Source organism: Janthinobacterium pasteuri, assembly GCF_051380775.1.
In the GTDB taxonomy this organism is placed as follows: domain Bacteria; phylum Pseudomonadota; class Gammaproteobacteria; order Burkholderiales; family Burkholderiaceae_D; genus Janthinobacterium.
Genome location: NZ_JBNYXS010000007.1, coordinates 34,358 through 46,737 on the forward strand (window position 1 = coordinate 34,358; position 12,380 = coordinate 46,737).

General features: G+C 52.3%; 9 protein-coding genes. 4 read left to right on the plus strand and 5 right to left on the minus strand.

The features are described from left to right. Positions 1–16: 16 nt before the first annotated feature. Entirely contained in the window at positions 17–637 is a 621-nt protein-coding gene (locus ACQ4WN_RS09305; protein ID WP_436551273.1) for a hypothetical protein, read from the minus strand. Positions 638–811: 174 nt separating this feature from the next. On the opposite strand from ACQ4WN_RS09305, the gene ACQ4WN_RS09310 reads away from it, so the two are divergent. The 3 genes from ACQ4WN_RS09310 to ACQ4WN_RS09320 all read left to right on the plus strand — a co-directional run bounded on the left by ACQ4WN_RS09310 (position 812) and on the right by ACQ4WN_RS09320 (position 5,348). Further along, entirely contained in the window at positions 812–3,298 is a 2,487-nt protein-coding gene (locus ACQ4WN_RS09310) for a type IV secretion system DNA-binding domain-containing protein (RefSeq protein ID WP_436551274.1), read from the plus strand. 263 nt (positions 3,299–3,561) lie between these two features. Then, positions 3,562–4,140 carry a hypothetical protein gene (locus ACQ4WN_RS09315; protein ID WP_436551275.1) on the plus strand — a complete coding sequence of 193 codons (579 nt, stop codon included), beginning with the start codon at positions 3,562–3,564 and terminating at the stop codon, positions 4,138–4,140. Positions 4,141–4,208: 68 nt separating this feature from the next. Then, positions 4,209–5,348, plus strand: a complete 1,140-nt coding sequence (locus ACQ4WN_RS09320; protein ID WP_436551276.1) for an ArdC family protein — start codon at positions 4,209–4,211, stop codon at positions 5,346–5,348. A 693-nt stretch (positions 5,349–6,041) separates the two neighbouring features. On the opposite strand, the gene ACQ4WN_RS09325 is transcribed toward ACQ4WN_RS09320, so the two are convergent. From ACQ4WN_RS09325 to ACQ4WN_RS09335, 3 genes are all read right to left on the minus strand, one after another. Further along, positions 6,042–6,581 carry a hypothetical protein gene (locus ACQ4WN_RS09325; protein WP_436551277.1) on the minus strand — a complete coding sequence of 180 codons (540 nt, stop codon included), beginning with the start codon at positions 6,579–6,581 and terminating at the stop codon, positions 6,042–6,044. Positions 6,582–7,033: 452 nt separating this feature from the next. Next, a complete protein-coding gene (locus ACQ4WN_RS09330; protein ID WP_436551278.1) occupies positions 7,034–7,936 on the minus strand; it encodes a hypothetical protein in 903 nt (300 codons plus the stop codon). Between the two features lie 138 nt (positions 7,937–8,074). Continuing rightward, positions 8,075–9,649 carry a hypothetical protein gene (locus ACQ4WN_RS09335; protein WP_436551279.1) on the minus strand — a complete coding sequence of 525 codons (1,575 nt, stop codon included), beginning with the start codon at positions 9,647–9,649 and terminating at the stop codon, positions 8,075–8,077. 644 nt (positions 9,650–10,293) lie between these two features. On the opposite strand from ACQ4WN_RS09335, the gene ACQ4WN_RS09340 reads away from it, so the two are divergent. After that, positions 10,294–11,862 (plus strand): DNA cytosine methyltransferase, encoded by a 1,569-nt coding sequence (locus ACQ4WN_RS09340; protein ID WP_242428393.1) that lies wholly within the window; start codon positions 10,294–10,296, stop codon positions 11,860–11,862. A gap of 35 nt (positions 11,863–11,897) precedes the next feature. On the opposite strand, the gene ACQ4WN_RS09345 is transcribed toward ACQ4WN_RS09340, so the two are convergent. Beyond that, positions 11,898–12,347 (minus strand): very short patch repair endonuclease, encoded by a 450-nt coding sequence (locus ACQ4WN_RS09345; protein ID WP_101481601.1) that lies wholly within the window; start codon positions 12,345–12,347, stop codon positions 11,898–11,900. Positions 12,348–12,380 lie beyond the last annotated feature (33 nt).

Here is a 12,380-nt window from a genome sequence, read left to right on the forward strand (position 1 = left end):
GCCATGCGCCGCGATCTCAGCGTGGCATGAGCGGCAGGAAGAGTGCTTCCGCCGTCACAGCCGGATCAGAGTCTCTCCGACTTTTAAATTTTCGCAAGACCCGCTTTCTTGCCGCGTCATATGCGCCAACGGTGAGGCCGAGCGAGGATCTGATTTCCCGGGCCGGCATGTCCGACAGAAGGCATGCAAGAACGTCTCCCGCGACTCTGTCGGCCCCGGCGCGGAGCTGGCCCAGTATCGTCTTGGTGGATATGCTATCGGTCAAGCGCTCCTCGGCGCGGAGGACAGTCTCTTCGGCGGAGATGTGAAAGTTCTCGCCCAGGAAGGACCATTCAAGAATGTCTTCGATAGGAACGCCTGATGCCGCCTGCGTCAACTGTTTGTTGCGATCGGCGCCTGCAATGCTGCGCATGGTCATGACCATGTAGATCTCAAAATTGACGTTCTTGGGCCAGCGGCGGCGCTGCTCCACCGTCAGGTATAGAGCCTCATGCATCAGATCCAGGGGCTCGGTGAAATGGGTTCCCTTTATGTATCTTCTGGCCACTCCTTGCAAGATTTGCCTTTCGCGGGCGCTGATGTTGGTATAAGCGAGCATCGTTTCTTCTGGCGTTCCATATTGAGTCATTGCTGTCATTGCTTCCTCCGAGTGATTGTCTTCCTGCCTTCGACTGCAACTTGGAAGAGTCTTCTGCCTAGCCGGATTTGTTTGTCTGATCAGCGGCGGCGCTGGCCGCTCGTCAAGGCGGCCGGCGCCAATGTCCGAAGCTGATTCCCCTCAGCAGTGCCCTGATTGGCATTGGGAGAAGCGATGAACAGCGACAATGGTTGGACTGAGTTTGACTGGGGGCTTTCAGCCCCCGCCGCGCCATCAGTGGGGCGGGTGAATGTGGTGGGATGGATCGGCGCCAGCGCGACGCTTGGAGCTTTTCTCGGGATTTTGGCGCTGATGTTGTCCTGGCGGCCGCTGCCATGGCTGAATGACCCTCCGGGCTCCATATCTCTCCATTTGAGCTACCTCATTCGCTCGGCTTTGCATGGCGTTTGGAGTTGGGCATTTCCAGATGCGGCCCGCAGCTATGCCCAATTTCTGGCGTCGCTGTCTGCGGAGGAAAAGATCGCTTTGATCTCTCGCTTGATGTTTGGGCTGTGGGTCGCGTGTCTGCCCGCGGTGCTCCTGGCGAAAATCTACCTCGCTCCGCGCAATGGCCTGCTTGTGCTGAGAGGATCGGCGCGCCATGTGGGCGCCCAAGCGGCCGAGGCGCTGAATCTGATGCTCGCGGACCGGGTCAAGCGCAGGCCTGATCACTCCATTGCCCCGGATGTGCCTTATCCAGCGGACATGTGGACTAGGCACGTCCTGGTAGTGGGAGGCGTGGGCTCTGGCAAGTCGACGGCACTCAAGCCAATGATTCAGGCCGTGATCGATGCGGGCGAGAGTTTGCTTCTTTTCGATCCTAAGGGCGAGTTCACAAAGGGGTTTGGTGAGCCGGAGATCATGGCGCCGTGGGATGCCCGTTCCCTGGCGTGGGACATCGCGAAGGACATGCGGAACATCGGGGACATGCGGCGCTTTGCCGCGGCCATGATCAGGGAGGCCCAAGATCCGATGTGGTCCAACGCGGCGCGGCAGATCGTGGTCGGCTTCATGATCTATTTAAAGACGACGCGAGGGAATGGTTGGGGATGGCGCGAGCTGGCTGAAATGATGTCCATCCCGCAGGCCAATATTTTGCAAATCATGGAGGCGTGCCACCCAGAGGCAATGCGGTCGGTGGAGAGGGCGTCAGTCACTACGCAGGGCATTTTGATCAATCTGTCCTCGTTTTGCGCGTCGATCTTTGACCTGGCTGAGGCCTGGGGTGAAACACCGGAGGATCGCCGTGTCAGCTTTGTGGAATGGGCGCATGGCGGGATACCAGCCAATGATGTTGGCGAGGCCATTGAAGGTCGCGGCGCCATTGATGATGGTGAGCCCGTTGAGGGAGGCGCGGGCCGGAACGGTAAGAGGAAGGGCGGGGAGGCAGTTGAGGGGGCAGCCCGTCGGAAAGGTAGCTCGAAGGGAGCCTGTGAAGTTGAGCGGGACGGTGGCCGGAGAAGTAGCGGGGAACATTCGCGCAGCGTGCGCCGGCAAATTATTCTTCAAGGGCATGGCGCCTATCCGGAGCTTACTAAGGGCTATTTGGAGGGAGTCATTGGCACAGTCTCTGCGATTGTGAACAGCGTGGAGATGGACGACGACGAGAGCCGTAAGCTGTGGATCATCGCGGACGAGTCTGCGCAAATGGGCAAGGTTCCGATCCGGCCGCTCTTGGAAGTCGGCCGCTCGCGGGGCGTGCGCTGCATCCTGGCCTGCCAAGACTTGGAGCAGCTGGAGGAGATCCATGGCGCGCTCATGGTGAAGGCGATGGTGTCGATGGCCGGCACCGTCCTAGTGGGGCAGCTCATGCAGGGAGACACCGCGGAGCAAATGTGCAAGGCCTTGGGCTCCCGAGAGGTCGAGCGCTCAAATATTTCCTACGGCGGCAGCGGCGCGAGTGGCTCAGGCAGCTCGACGACGCTTTCGTTCGCGCGTGACGAGATTGCAATTTACAAGCCATCGGAGCTGGGTTCCCGCCTCGGCCCAACCCCCGATGGCAAAGGTGTTCGCCTGGCGCTCTTTACCGGTGGCCAAGCATACGAGCTGTTGTGGCCCCATTACAAGATGAAAAAGGCGCGGGCTGCTCACGTGCCGGCTGCATGGACTCAAGATGTCAGCCGAGGTGCGGGCTTTGTTGGCAGCCCTGCGGCGTCCTCCCCGGCCCCGATCGCAGCATCAACCCTAGCCGCAGCTCCAATCCCAGCAGAAACCCCAGCAGAAACCCCAGCAGAAACCCCAGCAGAAACCCTAGCCGCAACCCCAGTTGCAACAATATCGCCAGCCGCAAAGGCAGCGCCAATCTCTGGCACAACCTCAGTGGCAGCTCCTGCATCAGCAGTGCCAGCAGCAAGCACGGCTCTAATTCCAGCCGGGCACACTGAGCCAAACACTTTTTATCCCGATTCGTCTGGCTCGTTTGCTTTTTCCCGTGTTCCACTTGGAGCCAGCGTTGACTCGCCAGCATCGAGGACAGATTTTCTCCCGGAACTTGCGCCATTGGCCGAGATTGAGCCGGTGCGCAGTGAGCTGCCCAGCGATTTGCACGACTTGCCCAGCGTGGAGGAGCTGTCAGCAATGCTGAACGAAGCTCTTGATCTTAAAAAAAAGAGGGCATCCAAAAAGACTGGCGATGCGAGGAACGATGCCCTCAATGACTGATGAATTTGCATCTTTGGCCGAACGATGGCGGCGGCCGTTCGTCGCAGTCTTGCCAATTTCCTGGCAAGCAATCGGCGAATAACCACGCGCCAAAGCAGTCCCGTGCATAGCTGAACGGAAGAAGCATATCCAATGCTGCCGGCAAGGGCCGCAAGGAATGGTGCGGGGACGCGGCCAGCATCAGCGGCGAAGGCGTTGGGAGGGCAGGGCCGGAGCAAGAAGCCAAGTGTTGGATGTCGAAAACATGTTGTATGGGAGGTTTGATGAAAAAAGTGAACTCAATACGAGAAAACGGTTTCAATTGCTCGGGTTTCATCATCAATAGGCTGTGCCTTGCGGAGGTGCGCGAAAGCCCACGAGGTGCCTCGTTAGCCACTCAAACCATTGCTAACGAAGACGTGGTTCTAGCTGATCTGGATGTCGACCTTGTTGGGGACTTGGGCAACGACCAGGATTTGGCGTCTTCAAGTGACCGAGCAGGTATTGGCGCACCCATTGAAGTCCACATTGAAGCCCCTATTGAAGAGGAGGTCCCCATTGAAGAGCTCAATACTAAATTTCGAAAGAGCTGCATTCAAGATCGGCAAGCTGACAAGGAAAAATACGCGGGGATGCTTTTTGTAAAGCTGGAACTCTGCGTTTACGTGCACAGCAAATTAAAGGAGCGTGGCGGTGTGGAGCGAACCAGCTTGTCGCGGGAACTGGTAAATGTGATCCGAAAAATGCTAACGGAGCAGGCGCACATGGATCGAGTTCATCAAAGAATTTGCGGGGCAAGCCTGGCGCCGCGCGCGTTTTCCCAAGACCAGAAGGGCGGCCATCAGGATATTGATCCCCAATAGGTCTTTGTAATGTAGGGGGGGGGACGAACTGATCAGGTCTTCATAGTGGCAAAAATAAGAGGTGAGACATGCGTGTCGAAAACCCAGCTGTGCAATTTAACGGACATGCTCGCTCTGCAGGCGAAAATGTTGGAAATAAAGCAGACGTGAAATCTGAGATCGCTCTCACACTGATTGAAGCGATGAAGAACGGGAATACCCCCTGGCAAAGACCTTGGGCGGCGCAAGCTCTCAGGCCAGTGAATCTCGCCACGAACAACGGATATCGAGGCATAAATAGGCTGTTGCTTGCTTTGGGGAGCTGTCTTGATGCCGAGGGACACTCCGATCCTCGGTGGGCAACCTATCAGCAGGCGCAAGCAAATGGCTGGCAGGTCAGGCGTGGCGAGAAAGGGACCCCGATCGTGAAGTTGGTTGAAGTCGGGAAATCTGCGAGCCCGGATGCACATCAAAGCTCTTCTGCCGGCAATCGTCAGCCTGCCGGCAGCGTCAGATCTAATGCCTATGCCAATGCAAATGCCGGAAGTGGAAGTGGAAGTGGAGGGGGAGGCGGTGGACTTTCAGGCGCGCGGAATGCGCAGGCAGGTGAGGCCGAGCGCAAGGTTTTCGCGCTGCGCCGATACGTCGTTTTCAATGCTCAGCAAATGGATGGCGTGCCATCTCTTGAAGCCTCATCTGAAAAGCTGTTCGATCCGGTCGTCCGTGCGGAGGCGGTGATCCAGGCTCTCAAAGAAAAGACGGGCTTGCTCGTCGTTCATGGTGGCACCGATGCATGCTACGTGCCGGCCCTGGATGAAATACGTCTGCCGGCCAAAAAGTCATTCCATAGCGTCTATGACTACTATGCGACGGCCCTTCACGAGGGGGCGCACAGCACGCTGCACAAGAAGCGGCTGGACCGGCAGGAGGCGATCGCCAAGCGTTGGGGCGACGAGGCCTATGCCGTGGAAGAGCTGAGGGCGGAGATCTGCTCGGCGATCCTGGCGGCCGAGACAGGCGTGCCAATGTCCCAAAGCCACATCGACAACCACGCGGCTTACCTCCAACACTGGATCAAGGCTGTGAGCACTGACCCGATGGCTATCTTCTCAGCAGCCAAGGATGCCGAGCTCATGGCCGAATACGTGCTGGGTTTAGAAAAGCAGATGACTGCTATGGAAACACACACGGAATGGATTGAAGAGTATGACAACGTGAGGAACTCATGACATGGCCAAATCATTAACAGAAAAAATGTCGGCAAATTCTTCTTTGAATTTTTTGCCTTCGACTTCGTCCGAAAATTAGACTATGGGAAGGGGCAGAGGCGAAGAGGCGAGTGCCATTGAAGAATTGCTCGCAGAAAATTTTCTCGTTGATCCTAGCGGCGGAGATTGGCGTGCGGCATAACACCGCTGCGACAGGGCTTGTTGCTTGGCGTTGGGGTGGACCTCAGCCCGCATGGCTGAGGTCGCAGGCCACCGCTCATGACCAACTACGCCCGCAGATCGCGGAACGTAGAATTCTTACTCCGGGCCGGTGCCATCGGACGTGGGCCATGCCCCCGTGCCGTTCTGAATTGTTTAAGGCATACATGTCATGCATGTATAGTTCGAGTTTCATAGATATAGCAGTCATATTTATCGATGAAATTATGGCCCATATTTGCGCAAGTCGATGAGCTATGAAGTGCAAATCATTGACCGTCATGTTCGAGGCGGTATAAAAAAATAGCTCGCGCACTTGACTTTGGCCGATAAAACATCGAAAACTATAGACGGAGCGATCAACTACTAGCGGAAGAGCAACATGAAGAACGCCGAAAAAGCACACACCACTGCCAACTTAATTGCTATAGATGTAATGTATGCCGCATTGTGTCTAGTTATACTATTTTTGGCTGCCTTGAATACGAAATTTATTTAAGATTTATTTTTTATTTTTACTGTGCAGTAATAAATTTCGTTTGGCTTAATTTCGATGCCAGACTTTACTGAAATCGTGCACTCATAAGTTGGCTCATTATTTGTATCTGAATTTATGCTTTTCACGTATTGGCTTTCTGCTGCCAGTTGAATAGCTATCCCAAGCAAAAAAATAAAAATGCCAATAGTGCAATGCCTTGATGCAGACGCGAAAGTAAATGTAACGTGCTTTTGTAATTCAATATCATTAAGTTGACTCGGCTTTGTATAGCGAACTCCCGCTGCGATCCAAACTGTTCCCGCAGTAGTATATGCCACAGAAAATAATTTCAACAAATCTTCGAGATTAATAGAAAGAATGCCAATTTTTACTAGTGATGAAATGGTGATTATGGGAGTGATCCAAAATATTAAAATTGAAATTATATGCAAAGAATTTGCTGTATCAATTCCGTTTCCGGTGTAGTCTCTTCTGATATCTGGAAATAAGTTTTTAAACTTTTCCTTTGATATTTTTTTAAAACCAAAAAATAGCATTTCGAAAATTGCTGAAAAAAATGTTGCAAATAAGAAAATTAAAATACAACAGCATATGAATTTTATTGCTATTATGGTAATAATAATGATGATACCCCTTTCCAGGAAAAAGCGACGAAATCATAAAAAAATGCGTGAAAAATTTAGATGTAAATATGGCATGATCCCGCCAAAAATGAATTGGATAAAGGGGATACATTTCCTGCCGCAGTCTTGAATTCGATGCTTGGAACCCCTAAACTTACGGCTGCACTTGGGTTAAATGGCTTGCCTAAGCGCGGGCGAGCACTTCATCCCATTACAGCCAATAACTTAGCCGTTGACTCTTGAAAAAGATCAGCGGTTTTACATTGTGTAACACCCTTTTCGAATCTCTTTAAACTAGCCACTACATAAAAAAGGCAGGCTGATATTTTTTTGTTTTGGCATATTTTGAAAATCGCTAGTGCTAGTTACGACGGAAGGGCACGCTGGCCAATAGCCATCCAAATTGAAAAACCGAAAATCGCCACGCCTTCTAGTGCGAGGATAATCTGATGCGTGCGGATACCTTTACGCTGCGTTTCGAGCTCTCGTGAAAATCCGGCTTCGCGCTCGGCCATCATTTCGAGTTTCATATCGAGTTTATGCAGCAAAGTCTCCGCTTCCAAAAACTTATCTCTTGCGTTGGTTTCGCTCATGGCCAAACGCTCCGCTACGCGCATTTCGATAGCCATATGGACTTGGTCGAATTGAGCAAGCCGGTTGGCTATAATTTCTGTCCAGTCGCTAGAGATAATTCGCAGCCGCTCCTCGACTTTGTCTATGAGGAGCTCATGGGATTTAATCATAGACTTCTCGGATTCAGCCAGCTTTTGCGCGCATTTAATAAGGTCGATCGCTTGAGCCTGCGTCAGACTTTTGGTTTCTTTTAATGAGTCGACCACTTTGCTAAATTCGCGTAGCGTGTTCGCATGAAGCTCTTGGTGTTCTTTGATGTTGCTGTTCTGCTTCTTGATGTCACTGGCTTGGTGGTCTAGCGCAATCTGTTGACCTTGCAATGCCTTTTGCTGACCATTCATGATCTTGGCCATGGCCGTATTAAGTATCAGGAGATTTGAGGAGAGCACGCCGAGCTTTCGGAACTCATTGTTCACGTTGTCCTTGGCGTCGTCGATCTGATCGCTTCGGTCATTCCATATGTTCGAGATGAAATTGCCGTCGTTTTTCTCTCTGCGGAGTTGGCTCAACCTCTCCTCCGAGGTTTCCAAACGCTTTTTCGTGGACCTCATGTCCTCGACCATTTGCGGAACGTTGCTGTTCCTTAAAATATCATCTGGCACCGTGACATTCGAAAATGCTTCGACGATTTGCATTTCGCTCAGAGCGAGGTCAGTCCTAGGGGTAGTAGATTCATAGGCACTGTCGGACGGTGGCGTGGATGGAGCGGATGATGTTTGCATTGGAGATTTTTTCTGAGGCGTTTCAGTGATTTGGCGACTAGGTAGATCGAATCACATATGTTTCAAGAAGCGTTCGATTTCGAGCTGCGAGGATTCGATGTAAGCCACCGTCGCCGTCGTGCTTTCGATTTGGAGCGCCATCTCCGCATTGCTCGCTTCCAAGCTCAGCCGCATGAGATTAGCGTCGTTGCTTGCGGATCCGAAGGACGCTCCGATGTCGTGGTAAAGCTCAATGGATGTCGCGTAGTTGTTGAGGTTCGCTAGCGAGAAGCCGATCTGTTCCTCCATTGCGGTGGCAAACGCTTCCATGCGCTGCGAGTCCTCAATTAACTCATCGAGGCGGCGCTCGTCGCCGGCATTGGTGCACGCGTCGAACAGCCGGTCGATCTGATATGCCACCAGGGCTGAAAGCAGGCCCACCATGATCCCGACCAGCACCGGCGCGACAATGTCCGCCAAGGGCTTAAGGAATGGTATCGTGGCCATGAAGGTGATTGCACTTTGTTCGATCATGACGCCCAACGACGTGATGACGACAGTCGTCAAGATCTTCAAACCTTGTTGGGCAGCATCGCTTTGGCTTATGTGCTTGGGAGGAAAAGCGATTAGCTTGAAGGCTTTGAAAAGACCCAGCAGGCCGTCGCGTATCACCCGAACCAGCTTTTCGCCCGTGCTGACGAAGGAGTTGATCACAAAGGTCAGCAGATTGCTCATGAAGCCGCTGGCGCCGCCTTCGAAGAGCGCACTGAATGCGTCTGGCAGCTTCTTCGTTACTGAGCGAGCGACTCGTCCAAGCCGCTCTCCGATGTCCGTTAACATATTCTCCGCGAGCGCGAAGCCTTCCTTAATCATGATTTTGAATTCGTTGAACAGCCCGTTGACTAGCTCAGTTAGCAGGATGCCTAGAGATTGCCTCAGGCCCATGGCCAAGGCTTGCTTGCCCCCAGTTTTGAGAAGCTCGCCACCCTGTTTTTTGAACATGGCGGAGTTTGTCTCACCGTCGAATTTCTCTTTGGATTCGGCGTGCTTCTTAGCCACTGCGTCGGGGTCGATCGCGAAGCGCTCGGCGTTGCTTTTTTCCGCGTCCGCTGTCGACACCTTCTCGCTCCATTCTTTCGCGTCGTGGTCCTTCTTGGAACGATTGATGGATATGTCCGTGACGGCCAAATTCACGTCGTCATTAACCAGCGCCTTGATCTTCTCGACCGAGACCTTGCCGTCTTTGACTTCCCCGAGGGCCAGATGCATTTTTGCGTTCGTTGCTACCTCTTTTATCGGGATGAAATGGTCGAGTTCTGGTTTGGCCGAAAGCGCTTCATTGGTGTATTCATCCACGCCACGCGCGATCCGCTCATCACGCTTTACGGCCCATTCTTTTTGGGACAGCTCATACTTGCTCCGGTCATACGCCTCTGTGAGTGAGTCGTGCAAGGCCTTGTCGCTTTCGGTGGCGACGATGCCTTTCTCGAAATTCTGGACCGTGGTGACATTGCCGCCGGCCTTGTCGGCGAACATGGCCGGCGATAGCCCGAATGGGCCGATAATCTGGGAGAAGACGTGCTGTTGGCATTCTTCGAACAACGCGTCGAGTCGTTGTTGCTTGAGCTGCATGTTGGACGGAGCCATGTCTTCCTTCGGGGTTGCACGAATCACAATAGGCGCTCTTAAAAATCGGGACACGATTCGCCAAGCGAAAAGAATGATTTTAACCTACTAATATTGCTCTCATGAAAATATCTATGCGCTAAGAATTCTTGTGGGTATGAATTTTTTCTGCGGTTTCATTCAATGTCCCCCGACAGTCACACGTAGTTGGCCCGGCCCGCGGCGACGCAGTGCCGAGATAGGTGTGCCAATGTCCCAACGTCAAATTGATAACCTCGCGGCCTACTTCCAGCACTGAATCAAGGCTGTGAGCGCTGACCCGATGGCCATCAAGTCAGTGGTGGAGGAAGCTGACTTGATGGCGGAATACATGCTTGGTTTGGATAGGCAGATGACTACCATAGAGAGCCATAAGGAATATGGGCGCCGAATACGACAAAAAATTATAGATTTAATAACTTAAGGCGAGCAAAGGCTACTTTTTTACTTTTGCATATTGGTTATGTTTCTGTGAGGCATCATCGATGTTTTGGCCTCCACATCGTTCGCGACGTTGTGATTGATATGAGATAAAATGATGGGTTTTGAAAAGTTTTGAGTGGTGGCGTAGCGGTTGTGGTATTCGCCGTTCTATCGGGGGTCTGAGTGATCCCTGGAATAATGATATGAAGAAAAAATTGATGGCACAGCGTAGCAAAATTCCCGTTATCGACTTGTTTGCCGGTCCGGGTGGTCTTTGTGAGGGATTTTCTTCCATTGTGGACGAAAATGGGTTTCCAAGATTCGGCGTTAAGGTTTCCATCGAAAAAGACCCGGTTGCCCATCGAACTTTGATGTTGAGGGCGTTGTTCCGGAAATTTCCCAAAGGCAATGCGCCTGCTAGCTATTACGAGTATGTCCGTGGGGGCATGACTCGCGAAGAATTTTTGAGCCACCCGGAGATTAAAGACGCTGCGGAAGAAGCCTCGAAAGAGGCTCGCTGTGCAGAGTTAGGCGCGACACCCCATGAAACTATTGATGCTTGGATAAAAGAAGGTATAGGCGGCAAGAGAAATTGGGTGTTGATCGGCGGGCCGCCATGCCAGGCTTACTCGATGGCTGGACGCTCGCGCCTTAGGGGGAAGGACCCGGAAGCGTTTGAGAGCGATAAGAGGCATTTTCTGTATACAGAGTATCTTCGGATCATTCAGGAATTTGAGCCATCGGTCTTTGTCATGGAAAACGTCAAGGGGATGCTTAGTTCCAAGCATGGCGAGTCCAAGATTTTTGAACGCATTTTGGCCGACTTGTCCGCGCCCAAAAATGGTCTCAGTTATCAGATTCGCTCTTTGGTTGTGGATGGCAATGAACTGAAGCCGCGGGATTACGTAATTGAATCGGACGATTATGGCATCCCACAAAGCCGCCACCGTGTGATTCTGTTTGGCATCAGGTCCGATGTTGTTGAGGCTACACCAGAACTTATGAGGAATCCACGACGATTCTTGTTACGAAAAACCTTTCCAAGGCCGAGCGTAAATGCCGCATTGTCGGGTCTGCCGCCACTGCGTAGTCGAATCTCCAAAGAGCCGGATTCGCACAAGACGTGGCTCGGGGTCATGAAAGTAGCTCCATTGAGTTTGAATTTGTGGCGCTTGCCTTTACGAACCCAGATTGAAACGCGGATGAAGAACGCAGTCGAGGCCGCAGAGAAATTACCATCCTCGGGAGGAACGTTCATCCCTATGGTAGTGACTCCTGGTGTAGAAATGCCCAAAGAATTGCGCTCTTGGTATCTCGATAGCCGGCTAGGCGGAGTGCTACAACACGAAACGCGTAGCCATATGCGCTCGGATTTGCATCGCTATCTATTTGCGGCTTGTTTCGCAAAAGAAAGAGGTTATGCACCTACACTGTATGACTTCCCACCCAAACTTATGCCTGACCATATGAATGCCGAAAAGGAGAGCATTCCTTTTGCAGATCGATTTAGGGTCCAGCTTGGCGGTGCGCCTTCATCTACAGTTGTGGCCCACATCAAAAAGGATGGCCATTACTACATACATCCTGATCCTGCCCAATGCCGAAGCCTCACGGTTCGTGAGGCGGCAAGATTGCAAACATTCCCGGATAATTACTTCTTTGAAGGAAACAGGACAGAGCAGTATGGACAGATCGGAAATGCGGTCCCTCCTTTATTGGCGCGAAAAATAGCAAAGGTTATCTATAAATTCTTAGCTTCCCGTGAAGAGTAAGCTATTGACATAAGAAAAACGATTCGGTGGCTTACTCACCCTCGACCAATTTCCCCGCACGGGGTGTCTTGGTTGATCCATGCTGTGATTCTGTCGGACAGTGTTTTGACTGTCTCTCGATCGCGAGTGGCGCATTCCCAAACACACAAAACCCGCCAACCCATGGCTGTTAGCGCATCAAAGGCTCGTTGGTCTCGATCGACATTGGCTTGTAGTTTCTCAACCCAGAAGTCAGGCCGCGTCGCCGGAATTTTAAAATACTTGCATTCCTTGTGAGCGTGCCAAAAGCAGCCATGCACAAATATGGCGATCTTTCGGCTTGGCATGACAATGTCGGGCGTGCCTGGCAAATCGCGTCGGTGCAGCCGAAATCTGAATCCAGCGGCAAATAACATACGCCTGACCAGCATCTCGGGCTGAGAGTTCTTACCCTTGATGCCGGACATCATTCGACTTCTGACCGATGGTGGCACGATGTCAGCCATGCGCCGATCCCCCAATGTCGATTGCCTCCGTTA

What these genes read in the sequence shown, in the direction of transcription:
- ACQ4WN_RS09325 (WP_436551277.1), bottom strand. Translation starts at nt 6,581, where the DNA reads ATGCTATTTTTTGGTTTTAAAAAAATATCAAAGGAAAAGTTTAAAAAC.
- ACQ4WN_RS09340 (WP_242428393.1), top strand. Translation starts at nt 10,294, where the DNA reads ATGAAGAAAAAATTGATGGCACAGCGTAGCAAAATTCCCGTTATCGAC.
- ACQ4WN_RS09335 (WP_436551279.1), bottom strand. Translation starts at nt 9,649, where the DNA reads ATGGCTCCGTCCAACATGCAGCTCAAGCAACAACGACTCGACGCGTTG.
- ACQ4WN_RS09330 (WP_436551278.1), bottom strand. Translation starts at nt 7,936, where the DNA reads ATGCAAATCGTCGAAGCATTTTCGAATGTCACGGTGCCAGATGATATT.
- ACQ4WN_RS09310 (WP_436551274.1), top strand. Translation starts at nt 812, where the DNA reads ATGAACAGCGACAATGGTTGGACTGAGTTTGACTGGGGGCTTTCAGCC.
- ACQ4WN_RS09345 (WP_101481601.1), bottom strand. Translation starts at nt 12,347, where the DNA reads ATGGCTGACATCGTGCCACCATCGGTCAGAAGTCGAATGATGTCCGGC.
- ACQ4WN_RS09315 (WP_436551275.1), top strand. Translation starts at nt 3,562, where the DNA reads ATGAAAAAAGTGAACTCAATACGAGAAAACGGTTTCAATTGCTCGGGT.
- ACQ4WN_RS09320 (WP_436551276.1), top strand. Translation starts at nt 4,209, where the DNA reads ATGCGTGTCGAAAACCCAGCTGTGCAATTTAACGGACATGCTCGCTCT.
- ACQ4WN_RS09305 (WP_436551273.1), bottom strand. Translation starts at nt 637, where the DNA reads ATGACAGCAATGACTCAATATGGAACGCCAGAAGAAACGATGCTCGCT.